The organism is Aliiroseovarius sp. CAU 1755, from assembly GCF_054482655.1.
In genome coordinates this window covers 35,968-56,771 of sequence record NZ_JBTLRH010000001.1, presented here as the reverse complement: position 1 = coordinate 56,771, position 20,804 = coordinate 35,968, and the positions used below count along the sequence as shown (strand labels likewise).

Below are 20,804 nucleotides of genomic sequence, written 5' to 3'. Positions count from 1 at the left end.
GCATGGACCACAGCGTCGTCTGGATTGTCATTGTTTCGCTGGCCGTGGGTAGCTTCCTGATCCGGTTCAGCTTCTTGGGCTTCATCGGAGACCGTCCGATGCCGGAATGGGTGTTGCGCCACCTTCGTTATACGCCGGTGGCCGTGCTCCCTGGTTTGGTCGCACCTTTGGTGCTTTGGCCGGCCGCGACAGCGGGTATGCCTGACCCTGCGCGGCTTGCCGCAGCATTGGTTACACTGTCGGTTGGGTATTTCAGCCGCAACGTTCTTGCCGCAATCCTGTCGGGCGCAGCGACGCTTTATGCGTTACTGTTCTTGCTTGGCTAACCCTTCAGATCAGATCCCGCGGGTCAGGATCTCTCCGTTTTCTTCTGGGTCATTGTCATAGAACTTGCGTTCAGTGACGCCCGGCAGTTCACCAAACGCCTTCATCACAGATTTCGGAAAGAACGAACCTGGGATGGATTGAAAGCCCGGAAGGGTGCGCAGGATCGCACCAACGGCAGATCCGCAATTCGCCTTTGGGACTGCCCCATATTGCTGCACCGTGCGCAAAGCCTGTTCGGCCACTTGTGGCGAGACAACAATATCCTGACGCACGACGTGGTAGGTGATGCGCGCGTGATAGTCGATGTAGAAATCGACCGCTTTGTCGGTCATTCCATAGTGCACATCATGGCGCTCAGGCAGGTTCGGGTGATGCCATGTCCCGGCCGGATCAAAAATCGCGCGCTGAGAGGCATTGATCAGCAGCGCTGAGTGTGCCCCGCCACCAGTTTTGTTGGAGACGACTGTCAAAAGGGTAATGGTGGGCGGTCCGGGGTGACGATAGGCGGCGCGCGATACGGCTTCGTCACTGGCCCAGATACTGTCTGCGCCACCGCAAGCCGTCAGACCCAGAACAAGCGTCAAGGCGAAGATCAATCGCAGCATAGGCAGATCCTACTCACACCGAAGGGGAAATGCTTCAGGCGTTGAACAGCGCCAGCAAAACCAGAATGAAAAGAAAGAACGCAACCGAACGACCAGAGAATTTCACGAACCCTTCAAAGGTCTTTTCCTGCTCGCTGGTGTCCATCGTGCCAACGACGTGATCCTTGTCTGCCATGTCTTGCTTCCCGTGTTAAAGAACTGTGTTGATCATCGAATAGCGGATTTGAACAGCGCTGTCACGACCCGGATTGTCAGAGCGCCGCGATTGGATTCAATCATCCTCGAATTCGGCGGCCAGTCGAAAACCGATCCGGTTGGGCGCTTCGCTTTCAACTTGCTTGGGCAGTGCGCGCAGCATCACCGACAGTTGGCTGACATGCTGGATCAACTGGGTTTTGATCCCTTCGACATCTGCCCCATAGAAGGTCAGCACATCAGGATCGAAAAAGCCGATGCCCTCGATCCGTAAGATACCGGCATCACCGCCAGTGAAGCCCATTGCGACCTCGTGTTCATTGTCCAACTGTTCCTCGAAGTTCTTGATATAGAGGATCAGACGCTCATACGCCCATTCGGCGGGGCTTTTGTCTTCCAGAGGCTTCTGGGCAACCTTCTTGGGCAAGGGATGGTCTTTGACGACAACAGGCCCATCCTCGCTGCATCTGGCAGTATGCGCGCGGGGCGGGTTGGAACGGGTTGTCTGCTTTGTCTGCTTTTTCTTCGCCATCTGGCCTCACAACGATCTACACTTCACTGAACCCTTTTTGGCACAAGCGCGCAAGGGCGTCACGCGAGGAACGCGAGATGGATATCTATCTCGCATAGGGGGCAAGAGCTGGTCTTGATCAGGTACATATGGTCGTAGCGGAGGGATGGCTGTGAGAATTGGTTTCGTTGGTTTGGGAAATGTGGGGGGCAAGCTGGCGGGCAGTTTGCTGCGCAATGGCAAAGATTTGACCGTGCTTGATCTTGATCCGGACCTTGTCGCAGGTTTCGCCGCGCGCGGGGCAAATGCAGCGGATAACCCCGCGGCCCTGATGCGCGACTGCGACGTCGTCATTACCTGCCTTCCAACGCCCGCTGCGTCGAATGCCGTGGTCAGCCAAATGCTGGATCACGTGCGACCCGGCAAAATCTGGCTGGAAATGTCCACCACTGACGAGGCCGAGGTCAAACGCTTGGGCGCCGAGGTGATCGCGCGCGGTGGCGATGCGGTCGATTGTCCGGTGTCAGGTGGTTGCCATCGGGCAGACACCGGCAACATCTCGATCTTCGCGGGCTGTGAGCGCGCGACGTTTGAGCGGGTGCTGCCGCTTTTGACCACGATGGGGCGGCGTGTTCTGCACACGGGCGAACTGGGTTCGGCGTCGGTCCTGAAGGTGATGACCAACTATCTGGCGACCGCCAACCTGCTGACCTGCTGCGAGGCAATGGTGACGATGAAAGCCGCCGGGCTTGATCTTGCGACGACCTATGAGGCGATCAAGATCTCGTCCGGCACGTCTTTTGTGCATGAAACCGAAAGCCAGATGATCCTGAACGGCTCGCGCGACATATCCTTCACCATGGACCTGGTGAAGAAGGATATCGGCTTGTTTCAGGCGATTGCTGATCGGGCAGGCGTGCCGCTCGAAATTTCACCTTTGATGGTTGAGATTTTCAATGACGGCATCGCGCGCTTTGGCGAACGTGCGCGGTCAGACGACATCATCCGCAGGCTGGAAGAGGCGACCGGGCTGGACATCACCGCCCCCGGCTTTCCCGCCGAGATGGTGGATGATGAGCCAGAGGAGCCGGGATACGAAGTGCTGCCGCGCGGGCGCAGCTAGGCCTTCTGCCACAGCCACGCGCCATCCTCGCGCCGGGTGCGTGTGGCACGCCCTTCGTGCAGAAGGTGGTTCAGGTGGCCGACGGCCTCGACCAAGGCCAGCCCATATTCGCCACCCGAAATCTCGCGCTTGAACAGCGGGGGGAAACAGTCACCCGCGACATGCGGCGTTTCAAGAAATGCCTCAAGCCGGTCAAGCGCGTTGTGATGGTTGTTGATCAATTGCCGCATCCGCGTGGGCAGGCCGGTGAAGGGCAGTTTGTGACCCGGCAGAACCAGTTGATCGGGGGTCGCGTGGTGTGACAAGCGTTCGCAGGCCTCAAGCCAGTCGCCAACCGGGTCGGCCTCGGGTTCAGTGGCATAGACGCCAAGATTGGGGCTGATCGTGGCCAGAAGCTGATCGCCGCCAATCACCAGCGTGCCATCGGTGGACCACAGGGTTGCATGTTCCGGCGCATGGCCGTTGCCGATGCGCACGTCCCAATCCCGCCCGCCGAAGTGAATGCGGCTGCCTTCCTTGATCCGTTTGAAGCCCAGCGGCATGTCGGCGACGATGTCGGCATAGTTGAACGGACGCTCGTTCAGCCGTTTTTCATAGATTTCAGGCGCCATACCCGCCGCGCGCCAGAAGGCGAGCGTTTCGTCCACTGGCACCATCTGCTCGTCCAGCAGCAACATCCGGGCAAACAGCCATGCGGTGCGCGTGGTCACAAGCTCGGCCCCGTGGTCGCGTTGCAACCACCCGGCCAGCCCGACGTGATCGGGGTGATGATGGGTCACGATCACCCGCGCGATGGGCTTGCCCCCCAACGGTCCCGCCAACAGCTTTTCCCAGATGCGGTGCGTCTTGCCGGTGTCAAAACCGGTGTCCACGATGGTCCAGCCGGCGGGATCGTCAAAGGCAAAGATGTTGACGTGATCCAGCGCCATCGGGAGCGGTAGGCGCATCCAAAGGACGCCCTTAGCGACCTCAACCGCTTCGCCCTCGCCGGGAATGTCCGGGAAGGGAAAAGCCAGTGGCGCGCTCGGTTTGGTGGTCACGATGCCAAATCTTCCGGGCTAAGGGCATAGAGCCCCGCAGCCCCGGTGCGCGCCTGCGCGAAGTGTGCGGTGTGCTCGGGCAACAGCCGGTTGATGTGGAAACGGGCAAGCTCTGAACGCGGCCCCTTGCCACCCTCGGCAATCGCGGCGCGCAAGTGGTAATGCGCGCCAAGAACACGTGCAAAGCCCATCAGGAACGGGACGGCACCGGCGAAACGGTCTTGCATGTTGGATTGTTCGACCATCCATTCGGTGGTTTCGCGCAGGTCTTCTGCGGCCGACCAAACAGCTTCGGACATGTTGGGGAAATCGGCGCGGGCAGCTTCGGCCTGTGTCTCGATCTCATCCAGCAGGCGGAAGGCGGCCTCGCCCCCGTCCATCATCTTGCGACCGACAAGGTCCATTGCCTGAATGCCGTTTGTGCCCTCGTAAATCGCGGTGACACGCACATCGCGGGAATGTTGGGCGGCGCCGGTTTCTTCGATGAACCCCATGCCGCCATGCACCTGAACGCCAAGATGGCTGACAAGCATCCCAACCTCGGTGCCGTAGGCCTTGACGATTGGCGTCAGAAGGGCGGCACGCGCCTTCCATTCCTCGTCGCCCGTCGCATGCGCCATATCTATCGCAAGCGCCAACGACATCGCCATGGACCGGGCGGCAAAAAGTTCAGTGCGCATCTGGGTCAGCATCCGGCGCACATCGGCAAAGTCGATGATTGCGCCGGTGCCCGCGTCACCCAAAGGTGTGCGGCCCTGTTTGCGGTCCATCGCATAGGCCAGCGCTTCCTGATAGGCGCGCTCGCCCACGCCATAGCCTTGCACACCCACACCCATGCGGGCGTTGTTCATCATGGTGAACATGGCGGCCATGCCCTTGTGCGGCTCGCCGACCATCCAGCCTTTGGCCCCTTCGAAGGACATCACGGCGGTAGGGCTGCCGTGCAGGCCCATTTTGTGTTCAAGGCTGACGACGCGCAGGCTGTTTGGCTCGCCCGGATTGCCGTCAGCATCGGGGATCAGTTTTGGAACCATAAAGAGGCTGATACCCTTGGTGCCGGGCGCACCGTCCGGCAGCCGCGCCAGCACAAGGTGACAGACGTTCCCGGTGATGTCGTTGTCACCCCATGAAATAAAGATCTTCTGACCGGTGACCGAATAGGTCCCGTCGCCATTGTCTTCGGCTTTCGACGACAGCGCGCCCACATCCGACCCGGCCTGCGGTTCGGTCAGGTTCATCGTGCCCGCCCATTCACCGCTGATCAGTTTGGGCAGATACAGGTCTTTCAGCGTGTCCGAGGCGTGGTGTTCCAACGCCTCAATCTGGCCCTGCGTCATCAAGGGGCACAATTGAAGCGACAGACAGCTTGCCGACATCATGTCGTTCACGGCGGTTTGCAGAGTCAGCGGCAGGCCCATGCCGCCATATTCTGGGTCCGCCGCCATGCCGATCCATCCACCTTGCGCGATTGCCTTATACCCGTCCGCAAAGCCGGGTGACGTGCGCACAACGCCATTTTCAAGCACAGCCGGGGTCAGGTCGCCGTTGCGGTTCAGGGGGGCAAGGATGTCTTCGCACATCTTGCCTGCCTCGGTCAGAACAGCCATCGCAACATCCGGGGTGGCGTCGGCAAACCGCTCGGTTTCGGGCAGCTGATCATAGCCGATGACATGGTCGAACAGGAACTGGAAATCGTCGGTTGTCGCGCGGTAGGTCATGGGAGTCCTCGGCAAATCTCTTGGCATCTGGGCGATAGGCCATTAACTGGGCCTTTATTCCCCTTACCGAAGGTCAGAGGGGTGGCAAAGGAAAACGCAGCGTCATGAGTGCGGACGGCTTGGATACGGAAATTCTATCGGCGGACATAGCCGGTGTCGCGCGGGCCGCAGAGCTTTTGCGGGAAGGCGCGCTTGTGTCCTTCCCGACTGAGACGGTGTATGGCCTTGGCGCTGACGCCACGAATGACCACGCTGTTGCGCGGATATTCAACGCCAAAGGGCGCCCCCATTTCAACCCGCTGATCGTCCATGTGCCGTCGCTGGAGGCGGCATCAAAGATTGCAGTGCTGGATGGGCGTGCCCTAGATTTGGCGCAGGCGTTCTGGCCGGGACCGCTCACTTTGGTGTTGCCGCTAAAACCCAACAGCCCGCTGTCTGCCCTTGTGTCTGCGGGTCTGCCGACTGTGGCCGTCCGCGTGCCCGCCCACCCGTTGGCACAGAAACTGCTGGAAGCCGCATGTCTTCCCGTCGCTGCCCCGTCTGCCAATCCGTCGGGACGCATCAGCCCGTCCACTGCGCAGCACGTTCTGGACAGTCTGTCCGGTCGGATCGCGGCGGTGCTGGACGGTGGCCCCTGCGAGGTCGGGTTGGAAAGCACGATCGTCGGGTTCGACCCCGCCCCGGTCCTGTTGCGCCCCGGCGGCCTGCCGGTCGAAGCCCTCGAAGCCGCACTGGACGGCACGATTGCCGTCCGACAAACCAGTGCTGCGATCACAGCGCCAGGTCAATTGTCCTCGCATTATGCGCCAAACGCGCAAATGCGTCTGAACGCCGTTGAAGCGAAACCGGGTGAACGTCTGCTGGGGTTCGGGCATGTCGAGGCCGATCTGAACCTGTCCCCGTCCGGCGATCTGGTCGAGGCGGCGGCCAACCTGTTTCGGTATTTGCACCAGTTGGACGACGAAGGCGACGCCCCGATCGCCGTATCTCCGATCCCCGATCACGGGATGGGCCGGGCAATCAATGATCGTTTGCGCCGGGCGGCAGCCCCGCGCGATTAGTCAGCGGTCACGCGTGCCCGCCTTCTGCAGACAAAAGCAGCGGATCAACGCCAAGTTTCGCCAACGCCGCTGTCCATTTCCCGTCACTGTCATCGGAAAAGACGATGGCTTCTTCCGCGTCACAGGTCAGCCAGGCATTTTGCTGGATTTCGCTTTCAAGCTGGCCGGGGGACCAGCCGGCATAGCCAAGGGCCGCCAGCGTGTTTGCGGGGCCGACGCCATTCGCCATCGCTTCAAGAATATCGCGCGTGGCGGTCATGGAAAACGCGTCGTCGACCTTCAGGGTCGAGGCGTCGTTGTCATATTCGCCCGAATGCAACACGAACCCACGCGCGCCTTCGACGGGACCGCCGAAAAACACGTTTGTTGTCTTGGTGCCCATGCCTGCGTCGATATCAAGTTGGGCAAGGATATCACCCAGCGACACATCGGGTGCTGGCTTGTTGATGATCAATCCCATCGCCCCTTCTGGCGAATGGGCGCACATGAACACGACCGAGTGGTCGAACCGCGGATCGCCCATGCCCGGCATCGCGATCAGAAGTTTGCCGCTCAAGTCCATTGGTGTGTTGTCGGTTGCGCTCATACCTCCAGAAAAGCGCCGCAGAGTTGGAAAGGCAAGTCTGAATGCCGATCGATGGTAACGATCCATCCCTGAAATGTGATTTCACATTGCAGGCTTGCGCTTTATGTATCGTTGCATGAACCTTCGACTTGCCCTCCGCGCAGCCTTTTTGGGGCTTGCTGTGTTTTCTGCACCCGCTTTGGCGGGGAGCAATAACCCGCCCGCCCCTGAAGATGTCGTCAAAATCGACGTTCTGCCCGGTTGGCGTGGCCCCGATGGGCAGCACGTCGCGGCCTTGCGTATCCAATTGGCCGATGGATGGAAGACCTATTGGCGGGCACCGGGACAAGCCGGCATTCCGCCCAGCTTGAACTGGCGCGGTTCTGACAATCTGGCGGGGGTAACCTTTCATTGGCCAGTGCCTGAGGTTTTTTATTCAAGCGGCATGCGCACCATCGGGTATTCGCATGAGCTGGTCCTTCCTATGACACTGACGCCGAAGACGCATGGCGATCCGATCAGCCTTGAAGGCGAGCTTGCTCTTGGAGTTTGCCAGGAGGTTTGCATGCCCATGGACGCCACGATCTCGGTTGTGTTGCCGTCGCGCGATGTCGGGCCGAAAGGGCCTATCAAACGCGCATTGCGCCAGCGTCCCGACACCGCCTCTGAAGCAGGCCTGCGTCGGGCGGTGTGCGATGTCGAACCCATCTCTGATGGGCTTCGCGTGATTGTGAAGATCGACATGCCGCGCGTCGGTGGGGACGAGGTCGTGGTTGTTGAAACGGCCGATCCGTCGGTCTGGGTGTCCGAGGTTTCCACATCGCGCGTTGCAGGCGCACTGACCACCATTGCAGAACTTGTGCCCAGTTCAGGCAAGCCTTTCCTGTTAAACCGATCCGATCTGCGCATGACGGTTCTGGCGGATGGGCGCGGCGTCGATATCCGCGGCTGCACAGGCAGCTGATCCAACCAGCAGCATTTGCGCAAGTTTGCGTCAATTGGTCGCCGCTGCGCGCTATTCTGCCGCCTTTCCCGTTGCGACTCCCCTACGCTCTGCCTATACGGATGGGCGACGAAGCCCATTGGGCCAGAGAGGTTGGCTGTCGACGATCGACCCGTAACGGGGATCAGACGCAGCGTCGTTGACAACAAGGCGCGGCCTCTTTGCACCCAGATTTTGCGTGAAAGGATGACCGCATGACCCGTCTGATACTTCTTGCTCTTGGCCTGTTGGCTGGCCCTGCCATCGCCCATCCCGGTCATATCGGAGAGCTGGCCGGACATGGTCATGTTGGCGGCATGATCCTGATCGGACTGGCGGCTGCCATCGGGCTTTGGGCGGCGCTCAAGGGCTCGAAAGAGGCAAAGGCCCAGCGTGAAGACGACAGCGATGACGCTGACGCAAACGAACCGCAGGAGGCATAAGCCATGACCAAGATTGGTGTGATGATCTGCGGGCATGGCTCGCGCAGTCAGGACGCGGTGGATCAGTTCGCGGTGCTGGCCGAAAAGCTGCCCGCTTTGTTGCCCAAGGACTGGATGACCGACTATGGGTATCTGGAATTTGCCAACCCGGTGATCCGCGACGGGTTGGACCGTCTGCGCGAAGCGGGTTGCGACCGTATCCTGGCCGTGCCGGGGATGCTGTTTGCCGCAATGCACACGAAAAATGACATTCCGACCGTCCTGAACACCTATGCCAAGAAGCATGGGATCGACGTGACCTATGGCCGCGAGTTGGGCGTGGACCCGAAGATGATCGCTGCCGCCGGAGATCGCGTGCGTCAGGCTGTCGATGCCGCAAACAAAGAACATGGCGAAGTGCCGCTGGAAGACACCTGCCTTGTCGTCATCGGGCGGGGCGCGTCAGACCCTGATGCCAACGGCAACGTCGCCAAGGTGGCACGGCTGCTGCAAGAAGGTTTGGGCTTTGGGTGGCTGGAAGTCGGCTATTCCGGCGTCACCTTCCCGCTGGTCGAACCCTGCCTGAACCACGTGGTCAAGCTGGGCTACAAACGCGTTGTCGTGTTCCCCTATTTCCTGTTCTCGGGCATCCTGATCGACCGGATCTATGGTTTCACCGACAAGGTCGCCGCCGCCCATCCCGAGATCGAATTCGTGAAGGCCGGGTATCTGAACGACCACCCCAAGGTGCTTGAGACGTTCGCCGAGCGGATCACTGAACAGCTTGGCACCGTTCCGCCGCCCAACTGCGGCACTTGTGGCTATCGCACCCAGGTTCTGGCGCTGGACGAGGGCGAAGACCGCACCATTCCGGTGGAAGATCGCGCCAAGCACCCGGCCTATGCCGACGTGCCGCCGCCCACCTGCGTGATGTGCAAATACCGGGTCGAGGTGCTGGGGTTTGAAGCCGAAGTCGGCGCCATTCAGGAAAGCCACCATCACCATGTCGAAGGGCAGGGGGCGTCTGCACCGGGGTCGAACGTGGCCGATTGTTCGTTCTGCGACACCTTCTGCACCGGCGAATGCCGACTGCATATGGGGCATCACCATCATCATGACCACAGTCATGATCATGATCACGGTCACGACCATCATCATCACGATCATCACCATGATCACGTGCATGCCGAATATCCCCATGCAAAACATCCGCATGGGCCTGAATCGGCCCGTTCGAAATGAGCGAAGGCGGCCGCTCTTCGGGCCCCAACGGGGCCGCTCCTTCGCGCCCGGCGCTCAGGTATGAGCGCGACCCGTCCGCCATCTATGCGCAGTCCTTCGCGACCCTGCGCAAAGAGGCGCGGTTGGACCGCTTTCCCGGCGGCATGGCGGCCCTTGCGACCCGTGTAATCCACGCCTGCGGCATGGTCGAAGTTGCGGATCGACTGGCCTTTTCTGCGAACGCCTATGAAACAGGTCACGCTGCTCTTAGGGCCGGTGCGCCTGTGTTTTGCGATTGCGAGATGGTCGGGGCGGGCATCATTCGCCGCTATCTGCCATCGGAAAACGATGTGATTGTCACGTTGAACGATCCGTCTGTGCCGGAACTGGCGAAGTCCATCGGCAACACGCGCTCCGCCGCCGCGGTCGAGCTGTGGTTGGACCGTCTGGAAGGTGCGGTGGTCGCTGTGGGGAACGCGCCAACAGCCCTGTTCCACCTGCTTGAGCTGATCGACGCAGGTGCACCCAAACCTGCCGTGATCCTTGGCTTTCCGGTCGGGTTTGTGGGCGCTGCGGAAAGCAAGGCGGAACTGGCAAACAACCCGCGCGGCTGCGAATTTGTCGCCCTGCGTGGGCGGCGTGGTGGGTCTGCCATTGCCTCTGCTGCCGTCAACGCGTTGGCCGCCGGACTGCCGGAGGAGCGCGCATGACAACCCCGTGGCTTCACATCGTCGGGATCGGCGAAGATGGCATTGCCGGGCTGACCCCCGCCACCCGCGCGGTTGTTGACGCCGCCGAGGTGATCGTCGGCGGCGCGCGCCACCACGACCTGATCGAAGGCGATGCCGAGCGACTGGCCTGGCCCTCGCCGTTTGACAGCCTGATAGACGAGTTGACGAAGCGCAACGGCAAGCGTGTCGTTGTCTTGGCAACCGGCGACCCGCTTTGGTATTCGGTTGGCGCAAAAATTGGCCGTCATATCGACCCGGCGCAGATCGTTTACCACCCGCAAGTGGGCGCATTCCAACTGGCCGCCGCGCGCATGGGCTGGTCGATGGCGGACTTGGAGACGCTGACCGTGCATGGCCGCCCGGTTGAGCAGATGATCGCTTTCATCCAGCCCGACATCCGGCTTCTTGTTCTGACCACCGGCTCGGAAACGCCGGGCCAGATCGCCCGCTTCCTAACCGAACGTGGCTTCGGAAAATCGCGCATGACCGTGCTGGCCCATATGGGCGGCAAGGACGAAGCGCGCTTTGATGGCATTGCCGAAAGCTGGAACCACGCCGTGCCAGAGTTCAACACGCTGGCCGTTGAATGCGTCGCCGCGCCGGACGCCGCCCTTCTGCCGCGTGTGCCGGGCTTGGCTGACAAGCTGTTTCAAAGCGACGGCACCATGACCAAGCAAGAGGTCCGCGCGATTACACTGGCAAAGCTCATGCCGATGCGCGGGGCGCTTTTGTGGGACATCGGCACTGGATGCGGGTCGATTGCCATCGAATGGATGCGCGGCGCGCGCTATGCCCGTGCCATCGGGATCGAACCGCGCGCGGATCGCCGGGCCATGGCTGCCGCAAACGCCTTGGCGCTGGGCGTGCCGAAGCTGGATTTGGTCGAAGGCGAAGTTCCCGCCGCGCTGGACGGTTTGGAAGCGCCCGATGCGATCTTCATTGGTGGCGGATTGTCGGAACAGGTATTCGATGCCGCTTGGGCCGAGTTGAAACCCTTGGGGCGACTGGTCGCGAACGCTGTCACCATCGAAAGCGAGATGTGTCTTACCGCCCTGCACCAAAAACATGGGGGTCAACTGGTGAAGCTGTCCGTTGAACGCGCCGAGCCACTCGGGCCTCATTCCGGTTGGAAACCCCTGCGTCCCGTCACACAGTGGAGCCTGATCAAAAGATGAGCGGAACGCTTTACGGTGTGGGCCTTGGACCGGGTGATCCCGACCTGATGACGCTCAGGGCCGCGCGGCTGATTGAACTTGCCAAAGTGGTCGCCTATCCGACGCTGGAGGGTGGCGACAGTTTTGCCCGTTCCATCGCTGCACATCTGATCGCCAAGGATGCGGATGAAATCGCGATGGACATCCCGATGACCGTCGAGCGTGCCCCTGCACAAAAAGCCTATGACGTGGGCGCTGCCAAGATCGCTGCGCGACTTGAGGCCGGAGATGACGTGGTCGTCCTGTGCGAAGGCGACCCGTTTTTCTATGGATCCTTCATGTATTTGTTTGCGCGGCTGGCCGATCGGTTCCAAACCGAGATCGTGCCGGGCGTCACGTCTGTCACCGCTTGTGCCGCACGGGCCCGTAGCCCGCTTGTCGCCCGTAACGAACGCCTGACCGTTCTGCCCGGCCCGCTGCCCGAAGACGAGCTGCGCGCCCGTATCGAAGGGGCTGAAAGCGTGGCGATCATGAAAGTTGGCCGCCACCTGCCCAAAATACGCGGCGTGATCGAAGCGCTGGGCCTTGTGGACAAAGCCACCTATATCGAGCGTGCTTCCCTGCCCGAAGAGGTCGTGCTGCCGCTCGCAGATGCCCCCGACAAAGCCCCCTATTTCTCGATGATCCTTCTTGCGAAAGGAAATGATCCATGGCTGTGACGCCTGTTGTAATTTGCCTGAACAAATCAGGTGAAAAACTGGCCCATCGGGTCGCAACCCTCTTGGGGGCTCAGGTGCATGGGCGCGAAGGTCGCGTTAAAAAGGCGGATGCGTTCTTCCCCAATGCGCTGGATCACGTGCGGATGCTGTTTGCTGCGGGCACGCCCGTTGTCGGCGTCTGCGCAGCCGGTATCCTGATCCGTGCCGTTGCCCCCCTTCTGGCTGACAAGACGACCGAGCCACCCGTAGTCTCGGTGGCCGATGACGGATCGGTCGTGGTGCCGCTTCTGGGTGGGCATCGCGGCGCGAACCGTTTGGCCAGCCGGATTGCGGAAGAAATCGGCGCGACCGCTGCTGTCACCACGGCGGGCGATGTATCGCTGGGTGTCGCGCTGGACGAACCGCCCTTGGGCTATCGTCTTGCCAACCCCGAAGACGCGAAAGAGGCAATGGCGGAACTGCTGTCAGGCGCGGGCGTCGCGATCACAGGCGAGAACATCTTTGATATCGAGGAAACCGGCGGTGCGGTCGAACTCGCCGTGACCGAGGCCCCGGTCGACACCGGTCCGACCCGTCTGGCCTATCACCCGCAACGCTTCGCGCTGGGCGTGGGGTGCGCGCGGAGTGCGAACCCCGATGAGCTTTGGGAAAATGTGTCGGCGCAACTGGCCGCAGCCAAAATCGCACCGGGGGCTATTGCCTGTGTAACCTCGCTGGACCTGAAGGCGGACGAACCTGCGATGAACGCTCTGGCCGCGCGACTGGGGGTGCCTTTCCGCGTCTTCACCGCTGCCGAACTTGAAGCCGAAACCCCGCGTCTGGCGAACCCGTCCGACGTGGTGTTTGCTGAGGTCGGCTGCCACGGCGTGTCCGAAGGGGCGGCTTTGGCGGCGGCTGGACCGGACGCCAAACTGGTCGTCCCCAAAGTCAAAACTGCCAACACCACCTGCGCCATTGCGCGCGCGTCTGCACCGATCACCGAAATGCGCGGCCGGTCGCGCGGCAAGCTGTCCATCGTTTCGATCGGCCCCGGTCAGCACACATGGCGCACGCCCGAGGCCAGCCGCCTTCTGCAAGAGGCCGAGGAGCTTGTGGGATACGGTCTCTATATCGACCTGATCGGCCCGCTGGCCGCAGGTAAAACCCGATCAGACTTCCCGCTGGGTGGCGAAGAAGACCGCTGCCGTTATGCGTTGGAGCAGGCGGGCAAGGGCAAAAATGTCGCGCTGGTCTGTTCGGGTGATGCAGGCATCTATGCGATGGGGGCGTTGGTCTATGAACTGCTGGATCGTGGCCCGGACGAGAAAGGCGTCAGCGACGCCGCGCGCCGGGTCGAGGTCGTGTCCACCCCCGGTGTGTCCGCGCTGCAAGGCGCCGCCGCGCGGGCTGGCGCGCCTTTGGGCCATGACTTCTGCGCCATTTCGCTGTCCGATCTTCTGACCCACCGCGAAGACATCGTGAAACGCCTGCACGCCGCCGCCGAAGGGGATTTCGTCATCGCGTTCTACAACCCTGTGTCCAAGAAACGCCGCACGCTTCTGGCCGAGGCGCGCGATATTCTGTTGAAACACCGCCCGGCAGATACGCCGGTGATGCTGGCATCCAATCTGGGTCGTCCCACGGAACACATTCGCTATCGCAAACTGTCCGAGCTTGAAGTGGACGAGGTCGATATGCTGACCGTGGTTCTGGTCGGATCGTCCAACTCTCGCCTTGCGCAGTTGGGCGAAGGCCCCCGCATGTTCACCCCGCGCGGCTATGCCCGCCGCATTGATGGAGATCTGTCATGACCGTCTATTTTATCGGTGCCGGTCCCGGCGATCCCGAGCTTTTGACCCTGAAAGCGCAGCGCATCATTGGTGAATGCCCGGTCTGCCTTTATGCAGGTTCTCTGGTGCCGCCGCAGGTTGTCGCCTGCGCGCCCGAAGGGGCCAAGGTGATGGACACGGCGGCGATGACGCTGGACGACACCCACGCTGAAATCAAAGCGGCGCACGCGCGTGGGCAGGACGTGGCGCGCGTGCATTCCGGCGATCCCTCACTGTATGGCGCGATTGCCGAACAAATCCGCCGCTTGAAGGCCGACGGCATCGACTATCAGGTCATCCCCGGCGTCCCTGCCTATGCCGCCGCCGCCGCCGCTCTGGGGCAGGAATTGACCATCCCTGAGATCGCTCAATCCATCGTGCTGACGCGGATGTCGATGCAATCCACCTCGATGCCCGAAGGCGAAACGCTTGAGAATTTTGCCAAGACCGGCGCGACGCTCGCCATCCACCTTGCCGTGCGCAACATGCGCGAGATTGAGCGTGTGTTGACCCCCTACTACGGCGCGGATTGCCCCGTGGTCGTGGCCTATCGGGTCGGCTGGCCGGACGAGATGTTCATTCGCGGCACCGTCGCGGATATTCGTAAGAAAGTGCGCGCCGAAAAGATCACTCGCACCGCGCTGATCCTTGTCGGTCCTGCGCTGGACCGTGGACGCGATTTTAAGGATTCGGCGCTGTATGATCCGGCCAAACCGCATGTGCTGCGCCCTGTGGTTGGTGTCGATCTGGTCGAAGATCACAACACCTAAGTTGATCCAAACCCGGCAGTTGCGCGTATATTTCTGGTAAAGCGGCCCAACATAAGGACAGAGGATGAGCACGCCTGATCAGTCCAATGCGATTTTACTGTTTCGCGACGACCTGCGGCTGTTGGATCACCCCGCGCTGACCGCTGCGGCGCAGTCGGGCCAGTGCCTGACCTGTGCGTTCATTCTGGACCCGGATGCGCCTTACGCGCCCGGTGGTGCGCGGCGCTGGTGGCTTCACCATGCGTTGGACGCGCTGGCAAAGCAGTTGGCTGACCTCGGTGGGCAACTGGTGTTGCGCACAGGTGCGACGGCCGATGTATTGGCTGATCTGCGCAAGGAGACAGACGCGACCCATATCTATTGGAGCCGACGCTACACGCCCGACGAGGTCGCCGCCGACACCGCGTTAAAGGCCGATCTGACCGCACAAGGCTGCACTGTGCACAGCCATCCCGGCCGATACCTGCTGGAGCCATGGCGGGTCACGACCAAATCCGGCACACCGTTTAAGGTGTTTTCGCCCTTCTGGCGCGCCTGCCGCGAAGAAATCCGCACCGCGGGCCTTGGTGACCCGTTGCCGGTGCCGAAGGACATCACGTTCGCCGATGAAGTCGCTTCCGTCTCGCTTGATGAATTCGACCTGTTGCCCAAAGCGCCCAATTGGGCCGAAGGGTTCACACCGCTGTGGCAGCCCGGAGAAGAGGGCGCGCTGGACCGGCTGGACGCGTTTCTGGAAGAGGGCGCGCAAGGTTACGCCAAGGGGCGTGACTTCCCGGCGGAACCGCACACCTCGCGCCTGTCGCCCTTCTTGCAGTCCGGCAACATAAGCCCGCGCCAGATCTGGGCGGCGCTGGACCGTGCCGAGCATCTGGGCCAGATGGCGGGCCGTGATGCCGAGAAGTTTCGCGCAGAACTGGGCTGGCGCGATTTCGCGGCCTATCTGCTGTTTCACAACCGCGATTTCGAGGACACCGAGTTTCAGCCTAAATTTCGCGACTTCCCATGGCGCTATGACACGGATGACCTGACCGCATGGCAAAAAGGCCAGACCGGATATCCCATCGTCGATGCAGGCATGCGCGAGCTTTGGCAAACCGGATACATGCATAACCGTGTGCGCATGGTGGTTGCGTCCTTTCTGGTGAAACATCTGCGGATCGACTGGCGTGCGGGGCGCGATTGGTTCTGGGATACGCTTGTGGATGGTGATCTGGCCTCGAACGCGGCCAGTTGGCAGTGGGTGGCGGGTTGCGGCGCCGATGCCGCGCCGTATTTCCGCGTGTTCAACCCGATGACACAAGCCGAAAAGTTTGACCCGGACGGGGCCTATATCCGCCAATACGTGCCCAAAATCGCAAGCCTGCCGGACAAATATCTGGCGGCACCATGGACGGCCCCGGCGGATGTGCTTGCCGACGCGGACATTGTTCTTGGCACAACGTATCCCCAGCCTATGGTGGATCACGCGACCGCGCGGAACGCAGCGCTGGAGACGTTTAAGTCCCTGTCGAATCCACCAACGGACCCCGACTGAACGACCATCAAATCCAATCCTTCACTTGACCGTTACACTTTCCATGCCATCATGGGCTGGGTTTGGAGGTGGAACATGCTGGAATTTTTGCCAAAAGAGGTGCGTGAAGGGCTGGAAGCCGCACGCAAGAAAGACCTCAAGAAGAAAAGCAGGCTTCGGATTCGTGTGAACGAAGAGGTCTTTCCAGTGCTGAAATTCTGGGAAACAGGGTTTTCCCTGGACGCCGAACGCGCGCCCCATCTGCGCGGGCTTGTAGACCTCTATGACGGGTCGCGACACTTATATCAGTGTTTGATCATCGCGTCCGAAGAAGAAGAGGGGCAAATGAAATACGACTTCAAGCGCAAGGCCGAAGCGCATGACCACGCGCCCCTTGATTTCGCGCCGGAAGAGAGCGCGCCTGTCGCCCTGATTGAAGAGAAACGCTAGTCAAAGCGTGCCGGATTTCGCCAGTGGTCACGGGGTGATTTCGACTTCGGTGCCGATGGATGTTACGCCCCATAACTCCTCGATCTCAGCGTCAGAGAGCGCGATGCACCCATCTGTCCAATCGTGCAATATCGGTTCGAAACGTTGTCGTCCGTTGGGCTGGCCGTGAATGAAGATATCGCCACCGGGGCTGACACCATCGGCAGCGGCACGTGCCCGGTCTTCCGCCAAGGGGTAATTGAGCCCCAAAGACAAATGGAACGCGCTTTGATCATTTCGCCGGTCAATCTTGAAAATGCCTTCTGGTGTTTTGCCATCACCTTTGAGCATCTTGTCGCCCTCGGGCGTGAAGCCCAGTGCGATTTCGTATGTGCGAACGATCGTGTCGTCTTGAAAGACCGTCATCTTACGCTCTGACTTGTCGATCAGGATGCGGTCGATCTGCCCGTTGATCGGTTCTAATGTCGCCGGTGGGGCAGGTGGCGTATACCGGTCCCAGAGGATCACGCTGACCAACCCAATCGAAGCCAATAGGGACAGGCGAGAGAAGAAGCGGGCCAATCTGTTCATGGCGCGCATTTGTTACATGCGCGCCACTTGTTCAAGCCCGAATAACAATGTGAATCTCTCTGGGCGATTCCCTGCCGTCAACGGCACTATTGAAGGTCGCTGAATGCCCGCTTCATGCGCGCCACGGCGTCTTCGACCCGCGCGCCTTGGGTGGCGAGGTTGAAGCGCTGGAACCCATCGCCACCGGTGCCGAAGGCCGGGCCGGGGCTGACAGCGATCTTGGCATCATCGCGAATGCGGGCCTCAACTTCCTCATGCGACATACCGGTGCCTGCAAAGTTGACCCAAGCCAGATAAGTGGACTGCAGGGGCATGGATGACACGCCCGGAATGCTGTTGATGCCTTCGTCGAACAGGGCTTTGTTGCGCGCCAGATGGGCGATCTGTTCATCCACCCAAACCGCCCCTTCGGGCGAATAGGCTGCGGTGATCATCGCCACGGCCAACATGCCGGGTGCATAGTCCAGCTTGTTGAGCTGGTTGTGCATCTCGGCCCTCAGCCGACTGTCCGGGATGATCATGTTGCCGGTGCGCTGACCGGCGATGTTGAATGTCTTTGACGGAGCGGTCAGTGTCACCATCCGCGATCGTGCGTCAGGTGCCGCAACCGCCATCGGAACGAATGTGTTTCCGGGATAGACCAGATCGTGGTGGATTTCGTCCGACACCAGCAACAGATCGTTGCGGTCCGCGAATTCAGCCACCGCGCGCAGTTCGTCTTCGCTCCAAACCCGGCCCGAGGGGTTTTGCGGTGAACACCACAGAAGTATCTTTTCGTTGCCTGTCAGGCGCGATTGCGCGTCGTCCAGATCAAGCTCATATCGGTTGCCGTTTAGGGCCAGCGGACATTCCACCACCTCGCGGTTGTTCTTCCGGACTTTATGCGCGAATTCATGATAGACGGGTGTGAAGATCACGATACCGTCGCCCGGTTCGCTCCAGACGTTCAGGCACAGGGCAATCGCATTGCCCAGCCCCTGACTGGTCAAGACCCACTGCGGGTCGACATCCCAGCCGTGCCGGGTCTTCATCCACCACGCGACGGCGTTCAGATACTCGGGATATTCCCAAGAATAACCGAAAACACCGTGATTTGCGGCACGCTTTACCGCATCAATTACACATGGAGCTGTGGGGTAGTCGCTGTCGGCGGTCCACATGGCCAGCCCGTCTTCGGGGGAGACGCCAAACAGCTTCTCCATCTTGTCCCACTTGGACGAATGGGTGCCTCGGCGGTCGATGATCTTTTCGAAACTCATGGGGTCTCCTTTCTGGTGGCACGGTAGCGGTTTGGACGGCAGGTGCAAGTCGAGTTGCGTCATGTGTGACAAGAGGTTTCACCGCTTCGTTCTGACGCAACCATTGCGCAGCGAGCGCTCATCCCCTAAATCCACCGCATGAGTATTAAACCGATCCTTATTCACCCTGATCCGCGCCTCAAGAAGGTTGCCGAAGCGGTGCCAGATTTGTCTGACGAGCTACGCCAGTTGGCCGACGACATGCTGGAAACCATGTATGACGCGCCGGGCATCGGTCTGGCCGCGCCGCAGGTGGGCGTGTTGACGCGGCTGATCGTAATGGATTGTGTACGTGACGACAGCGAGCCGCCCCAGCCGATGATCATGTTCAACCCCGAGGTTTTTCTGTCGTCCGACGATCTGAATACTTACGAGGAAGGCTGCCTGTCGATCCCCGACCAATACGCTGAAGTGACGCGCCCGAAAGAGGTCTCGGTCCGTTGGGTCGACCGTGACGGCAACGTGCAGGAGCGCGATTTTGACGGGCTGTGGGCGACCTGTGTGCAGCACGAGATCGACCACCTGAACGGCAAGCTGTTCATCGACTATCTGAAACCGCTGAAGCGGCAGATGATCACCCGCAAGATGCAAAAGCTGAAACGCGAAATGGCGCGGATGTGACCCATCGCCCGTTTCTGAGATATCCGCACAAATGCCTGCGCACAGCGGCTGAGCCGGTGGTCGAGGTCACGGACGACACCCGCGCCATCTGGGATGAGATGATTGAGGCGATGGACGCCATGCCGGGCGTTGGTCTGGCGGCCCCTCAGTTGGGGATCATGCAGCGTCTGGCGGTCGTCGATGCGTCCGACGAACGTGGCAAGGCGGTCCGGATGGCGAACCCGGAAATCCTGCACCGCTCGATCGAATTTCGCGACCATGAAGAAGCCAGCCCGAACCTGCCCGGCGTGTCAGCCGTGATCAGCCGCCCGCGCGCGGTCACGGTGCGGTTTCTTAACGAAGACGGTGCGGAGCAGGAACAGGATTTCGTCGGCATCTGGGCCACCTCGGTCCAGCACCAGATCGACCATTTGAATGGGCGGATGTATTTCGACAATCTGTCCAAGGTGAAGCGCGATATGCTGATCAAGAAAGCAAGGAAACTGGTGCGATGAGGCTGGTTTTCATGGGCTCGCCCGATTTTTCGGTGCCGGTGTTGGAGGCTCTGGTGGATGCTGGGCACGACATCGCCGCTGTCTATTGCCAGCCCCCACGCCCCGCCGGGCGCGGCAAGAAGGACCGGCCCGGTCCGGTTCACGCCCGGGCCGCGGAACTGGGGCTTCTGGTGCGCCATCCGGTGTCGTTGAAGGGTGCCGATGAACAGGCGGCGTTTGCCGCGTTGAACGCTGACGTTGCGGTGGTCGTGGCCTATGGCCTGATCCTGCCGCAAGCAGTTCTTGATGCGCCCAAGCATGGGTGTCTGAATATCCACGCCTCGCTTCTGCCCCGCTGGCGGGGGGCCGCGCCCATTCATCGGGCGATCATGGCGGGGGACGCCGAGACCGGCGTTTGCATCATGCAGATGGAGGCGGGGTTGGACACCGGCCCGGTTCTGCTGCGCGAGGCGACACCGATTGGCGCTGAGGAAACCACCGCCCAGTTACATGACCGCCTGTCCGCAATGGGTGCGCGTCTGATTGTTCAGGCGCTGGACCGCTTGCCCGACCTGACCCCCGTGCCGCAACCTGAGGACGGTGTCACCTATGCCCACAAGATCAACAAGGCCGAGGCGCAGGTCGATTGGACCCGCCCGGCCGTTGAGGTGGACCGGCTGATCCGTGGGCTGTCGCCGTTTCCCGGTGCGAAATGCGATATGGGGGGCGAACAAGTGAAGCTGCTCGCGTCGCGTGTCGTGGATGGCTTGGGGGCGCCGGGTCAGGTGTTGGACGGTCTGACCATCGCATGCGGTGAAGGCGCTGTCGAAATCCTGCGCGCCCAACGGCCCGGAAAGCGCGCGATGGACAGCGCTGATTTCTTGCGTGGCTTCGATCTGCCTGAACGGGTGGGTTAGCCCCTTACAA

General features: G+C 61.0%; 24 protein-coding genes. 16 read left to right on the top strand and 8 right to left on the bottom strand.

From position 1 onward, the window contains the following. Positions 1 to 2 precede the first annotated feature (2 nt). Positions 3 to 326, top strand: a complete 324-nt coding sequence (locus ACXYMP_RS00330; RefSeq protein ID WP_298570865.1) for an AzlD domain-containing protein — start codon at positions 3 to 5, stop codon at positions 324 to 326. 9 nt (positions 327 to 335) lie between these two features. On the opposite strand, the gene ACXYMP_RS00325 is transcribed toward ACXYMP_RS00330, so the two are convergent. The 3 genes from ACXYMP_RS00325 to ACXYMP_RS00315 all read right to left on the bottom strand — a co-directional run bounded on the left by ACXYMP_RS00325 (position 336) and on the right by ACXYMP_RS00315 (position 1,659). Continuing rightward, a complete protein-coding gene (locus tag ACXYMP_RS00325; protein WP_298570734.1) occupies positions 336 to 932 on the bottom strand; it encodes a hypothetical protein in 597 nt (198 codons plus the stop codon). A 34-nt stretch (positions 933 to 966) separates the two neighbouring features. Beyond that, on the bottom strand, positions 967 to 1,107 hold the full coding sequence (locus ACXYMP_RS00320) for an aa3-type cytochrome c oxidase subunit IV (protein WP_298570736.1): 141 nt from the start codon (positions 1,105 to 1,107) through the stop codon (positions 967 to 969). A 96-nt stretch (positions 1,108 to 1,203) separates the two neighbouring features. Then, positions 1,204 to 1,659 (bottom strand): DUF6173 family protein, encoded by a 456-nt coding sequence (locus tag ACXYMP_RS00315; protein WP_458903605.1) that lies wholly within the window; start codon positions 1,657 to 1,659, stop codon positions 1,204 to 1,206. Between the two features lie 151 nt (positions 1,660 to 1,810). Here ACXYMP_RS00315 and ACXYMP_RS00310 point away from each other — a divergent pair, with 151 nt between their 5' ends. Continuing rightward, complete coding sequence (locus ACXYMP_RS00310) at positions 1,811 to 2,761, top strand: NAD(P)-dependent oxidoreductase (RefSeq protein ID WP_458905265.1); 951 nt, start codon at positions 1,811 to 1,813, stop codon at positions 2,759 to 2,761. Here the strand turns inward: ACXYMP_RS00310 and ACXYMP_RS00305 are convergent. Beyond that, positions 2,758 to 3,801 carry an MBL fold metallo-hydrolase gene (locus ACXYMP_RS00305; RefSeq protein ID WP_458903603.1) on the bottom strand — a complete coding sequence of 348 codons (1,044 nt, stop codon included), beginning with the start codon at positions 3,799 to 3,801 and terminating at the stop codon, positions 2,758 to 2,760. The two genes, ACXYMP_RS00310 and ACXYMP_RS00305, sit on opposite strands and share 4 nt — an antisense overlap. Beyond that, positions 3,798 to 5,519, bottom strand: coding sequence for an acyl-CoA dehydrogenase (locus ACXYMP_RS00300; RefSeq protein ID WP_458903601.1), 1,722 nt, complete (start codon positions 5,517 to 5,519; stop codon positions 3,798 to 3,800). Before ACXYMP_RS00300 ends, ACXYMP_RS00305 begins: the two co-directional genes overlap by 4 nt. 104 nt (positions 5,520 to 5,623) lie before the next feature. On the opposite strand from ACXYMP_RS00300, the gene ACXYMP_RS00295 reads away from it, so the two are divergent. After that, positions 5,624 to 6,580: an L-threonylcarbamoyladenylate synthase gene (locus ACXYMP_RS00295; RefSeq protein ID WP_458903599.1), complete on the top strand. Its 957-nt coding sequence runs from the start codon at positions 5,624 to 5,626 to the stop codon at positions 6,578 to 6,580. A 7-nt stretch (positions 6,581 to 6,587) separates the two neighbouring features. On the opposite strand, the gene ACXYMP_RS00290 is transcribed toward ACXYMP_RS00295, so the two are convergent. Next, complete coding sequence (locus ACXYMP_RS00290) at positions 6,588 to 7,166, bottom strand: YqgE/AlgH family protein (protein WP_298570744.1); 579 nt, start codon at positions 7,164 to 7,166, stop codon at positions 6,588 to 6,590. 115 nt (positions 7,167 to 7,281) lie between these two features. On the opposite strand from ACXYMP_RS00290, the gene ACXYMP_RS00285 reads away from it, so the two are divergent. The 10 genes from ACXYMP_RS00285 to ACXYMP_RS00240 all read left to right on the top strand — a co-directional run bounded on the left by ACXYMP_RS00285 (position 7,282) and on the right by ACXYMP_RS00240 (position 16,915). Next, the gene (locus tag ACXYMP_RS00285) at positions 7,282 to 8,109 is read left to right on the top strand and encodes a protein-disulfide reductase DsbD domain-containing protein (protein WP_458903597.1); all 828 of its coding nucleotides are present in this window, start codon (positions 7,282 to 7,284) and stop codon (positions 8,107 to 8,109) included. Between the two features lie 233 nt (positions 8,110 to 8,342). Further along, complete coding sequence (locus ACXYMP_RS00280; RefSeq protein ID WP_298570747.1) at positions 8,343 to 8,570, top strand: DUF6732 family protein; 228 nt, start codon at positions 8,343 to 8,345, stop codon at positions 8,568 to 8,570. Positions 8,571 to 8,573: 3 nt separating this feature from the next. Further along, positions 8,574 to 9,791, top strand: coding sequence for a sirohydrochlorin chelatase (locus ACXYMP_RS00275; RefSeq protein ID WP_458903595.1), 1,218 nt, complete (start codon positions 8,574 to 8,576; stop codon positions 9,789 to 9,791). Next, a complete protein-coding gene (locus ACXYMP_RS00270; RefSeq protein WP_458903593.1) occupies positions 9,788 to 10,480 on the top strand; it encodes a precorrin-8X methylmutase in 693 nt (230 codons plus the stop codon). The genes ACXYMP_RS00275 and ACXYMP_RS00270 overlap by 4 nt, the downstream gene beginning before the upstream one ends. Then, a complete protein-coding gene (cbiE, locus tag ACXYMP_RS00265; RefSeq protein ID WP_247038513.1) occupies positions 10,477 to 11,676 on the top strand; it encodes a precorrin-6y C5,15-methyltransferase (decarboxylating) subunit CbiE in 1,200 nt (399 codons plus the stop codon). The genes ACXYMP_RS00270 and cbiE overlap by 4 nt, the downstream gene beginning before the upstream one ends. Further along, a complete protein-coding gene (cobI, locus tag ACXYMP_RS00260) occupies positions 11,673 to 12,374 on the top strand; it encodes a precorrin-2 C(20)-methyltransferase (protein WP_298570755.1) in 702 nt (233 codons plus the stop codon). The genes cbiE and cobI overlap by 4 nt, the downstream gene beginning before the upstream one ends. Further along, positions 12,365 to 14,164 carry a precorrin-3B C(17)-methyltransferase gene (gene cobJ, locus ACXYMP_RS00255; protein ID WP_458903590.1) on the top strand — a complete coding sequence of 600 codons (1,800 nt, stop codon included), beginning with the start codon at positions 12,365 to 12,367 and terminating at the stop codon, positions 14,162 to 14,164. Before cobI ends, cobJ begins: the two co-directional genes overlap by 10 nt. Then, positions 14,161 to 14,952 (top strand): precorrin-4 C(11)-methyltransferase, encoded by a 792-nt coding sequence (gene cobM / locus ACXYMP_RS00250; RefSeq protein WP_458903588.1) that lies wholly within the window; start codon positions 14,161 to 14,163, stop codon positions 14,950 to 14,952. Before cobJ ends, cobM begins: the two co-directional genes overlap by 4 nt. Before the next feature lie 64 nt (positions 14,953 to 15,016). Further along, positions 15,017 to 16,486, top strand: coding sequence for a cryptochrome/photolyase family protein (locus ACXYMP_RS00245; RefSeq protein ID WP_458903586.1), 1,470 nt, complete (start codon positions 15,017 to 15,019; stop codon positions 16,484 to 16,486). A 75-nt stretch (positions 16,487 to 16,561) separates the two neighbouring features. Continuing rightward, positions 16,562 to 16,915 carry a hypothetical protein gene (locus tag ACXYMP_RS00240; RefSeq protein ID WP_298570761.1) on the top strand — a complete coding sequence of 118 codons (354 nt, stop codon included), beginning with the start codon at positions 16,562 to 16,564 and terminating at the stop codon, positions 16,913 to 16,915. 27 nt (positions 16,916 to 16,942) lie between these two features. On the opposite strand, the gene ACXYMP_RS00235 is transcribed toward ACXYMP_RS00240, so the two are convergent. Both ACXYMP_RS00235 and ACXYMP_RS00230 read right to left on the bottom strand, forming a co-directional pair. Further along, complete coding sequence (locus ACXYMP_RS00235; RefSeq protein ID WP_458903584.1) at positions 16,943 to 17,485, bottom strand: L,D-transpeptidase family protein; 543 nt, start codon at positions 17,483 to 17,485, stop codon at positions 16,943 to 16,945. Between the two features lie 86 nt (positions 17,486 to 17,571). Then, entirely contained in the window at positions 17,572 to 18,744 is a 1,173-nt protein-coding gene (locus ACXYMP_RS00230; protein ID WP_458903582.1) for a MalY/PatB family protein, read from the bottom strand. 138 nt (positions 18,745 to 18,882) lie between these two features. On the opposite strand from ACXYMP_RS00230, the gene def (ACXYMP_RS00225) reads away from it, so the two are divergent. The 3 genes from def (ACXYMP_RS00225) to fmt are packed head-to-tail and all read left to right on the top strand — an operon-like array spanning position 18,883 to position 20,794. Beyond that, positions 18,883 to 19,404, top strand: a complete 522-nt coding sequence (gene def, locus ACXYMP_RS00225; RefSeq protein ID WP_458903580.1) for a peptide deformylase — start codon at positions 18,883 to 18,885, stop codon at positions 19,402 to 19,404. After that, positions 19,401 to 19,898, top strand: coding sequence for a peptide deformylase (def, locus tag ACXYMP_RS00220; RefSeq protein WP_458903578.1), 498 nt, complete (start codon positions 19,401 to 19,403; stop codon positions 19,896 to 19,898). The genes def (ACXYMP_RS00225) and def (ACXYMP_RS00220) overlap by 4 nt, the downstream gene beginning before the upstream one ends. After that, positions 19,895 to 20,794 carry a methionyl-tRNA formyltransferase gene (gene fmt / locus ACXYMP_RS00215; RefSeq protein WP_458903576.1) on the top strand — a complete coding sequence of 300 codons (900 nt, stop codon included), beginning with the start codon at positions 19,895 to 19,897 and terminating at the stop codon, positions 20,792 to 20,794. Before def (ACXYMP_RS00220) ends, fmt begins: the two co-directional genes overlap by 4 nt. Positions 20,795 to 20,804: the final 10 nt, after the last annotated feature.

What these genes read in the sequence shown, in the direction of transcription:
- ACXYMP_RS00245 (WP_458903586.1), top strand. Translation starts at nt 15,017, where the DNA reads ATGAGCACGCCTGATCAGTCCAATGCGATTTTACTGTTTCGCGACGAC.
- cobM (WP_458903588.1), top strand. Translation starts at nt 14,161, where the DNA reads ATGACCGTCTATTTTATCGGTGCCGGTCCCGGCGATCCCGAGCTTTTG.
- ACXYMP_RS00285 (WP_458903597.1), top strand. Translation starts at nt 7,282, where the DNA reads ATGAACCTTCGACTTGCCCTCCGCGCAGCCTTTTTGGGGCTTGCTGTG.
- ACXYMP_RS00300 (WP_458903601.1), bottom strand. Translation starts at nt 5,519, where the DNA reads ATGACCTACCGCGCGACAACCGACGATTTCCAGTTCCTGTTCGACCAT.
- ACXYMP_RS00235 (WP_458903584.1), bottom strand. Translation starts at nt 17,485, where the DNA reads ATGAACAGATTGGCCCGCTTCTTCTCTCGCCTGTCCCTATTGGCTTCG.
- ACXYMP_RS00295 (WP_458903599.1), top strand. Translation starts at nt 5,624, where the DNA reads ATGAGTGCGGACGGCTTGGATACGGAAATTCTATCGGCGGACATAGCC.
- fmt (WP_458903576.1), top strand. Translation starts at nt 19,895, where the DNA reads ATGAGGCTGGTTTTCATGGGCTCGCCCGATTTTTCGGTGCCGGTGTTG.
- ACXYMP_RS00280 (WP_298570747.1), top strand. Translation starts at nt 8,343, where the DNA reads ATGACCCGTCTGATACTTCTTGCTCTTGGCCTGTTGGCTGGCCCTGCC.
- ACXYMP_RS00325 (WP_298570734.1), bottom strand. Translation starts at nt 932, where the DNA reads ATGCTGCGATTGATCTTCGCCTTGACGCTTGTTCTGGGTCTGACGGCT.
- ACXYMP_RS00270 (WP_458903593.1), top strand. Translation starts at nt 9,788, where the DNA reads ATGAGCGAAGGCGGCCGCTCTTCGGGCCCCAACGGGGCCGCTCCTTCG.
- ACXYMP_RS00230 (WP_458903582.1), bottom strand. Translation starts at nt 18,744, where the DNA reads ATGAGTTTCGAAAAGATCATCGACCGCCGAGGCACCCATTCGTCCAAG.
- ACXYMP_RS00330 (WP_298570865.1), top strand. Translation starts at nt 3, where the DNA reads ATGGACCACAGCGTCGTCTGGATTGTCATTGTTTCGCTGGCCGTGGGT.
- ACXYMP_RS00290 (WP_298570744.1), bottom strand. Translation starts at nt 7,166, where the DNA reads ATGAGCGCAACCGACAACACACCAATGGACTTGAGCGGCAAACTTCTG.
- cobI (WP_298570755.1), top strand. Translation starts at nt 11,673, where the DNA reads ATGAGCGGAACGCTTTACGGTGTGGGCCTTGGACCGGGTGATCCCGAC.
- ACXYMP_RS00240 (WP_298570761.1), top strand. Translation starts at nt 16,562, where the DNA reads ATGCTGGAATTTTTGCCAAAAGAGGTGCGTGAAGGGCTGGAAGCCGCA.
- ACXYMP_RS00275 (WP_458903595.1), top strand. Translation starts at nt 8,574, where the DNA reads ATGACCAAGATTGGTGTGATGATCTGCGGGCATGGCTCGCGCAGTCAG.
- ACXYMP_RS00320 (WP_298570736.1), bottom strand. Translation starts at nt 1,107, where the DNA reads ATGGCAGACAAGGATCACGTCGTTGGCACGATGGACACCAGCGAGCAG.
- cbiE (WP_247038513.1), top strand. Translation starts at nt 10,477, where the DNA reads ATGACAACCCCGTGGCTTCACATCGTCGGGATCGGCGAAGATGGCATT.
- cobJ (WP_458903590.1), top strand. Translation starts at nt 12,365, where the DNA reads ATGGCTGTGACGCCTGTTGTAATTTGCCTGAACAAATCAGGTGAAAAA.
- def (WP_458903580.1), top strand. Translation starts at nt 18,883, where the DNA reads ATGAGTATTAAACCGATCCTTATTCACCCTGATCCGCGCCTCAAGAAG.
- ACXYMP_RS00315 (WP_458903605.1), bottom strand. Translation starts at nt 1,659, where the DNA reads ATGGCGAAGAAAAAGCAGACAAAGCAGACAACCCGTTCCAACCCGCCC.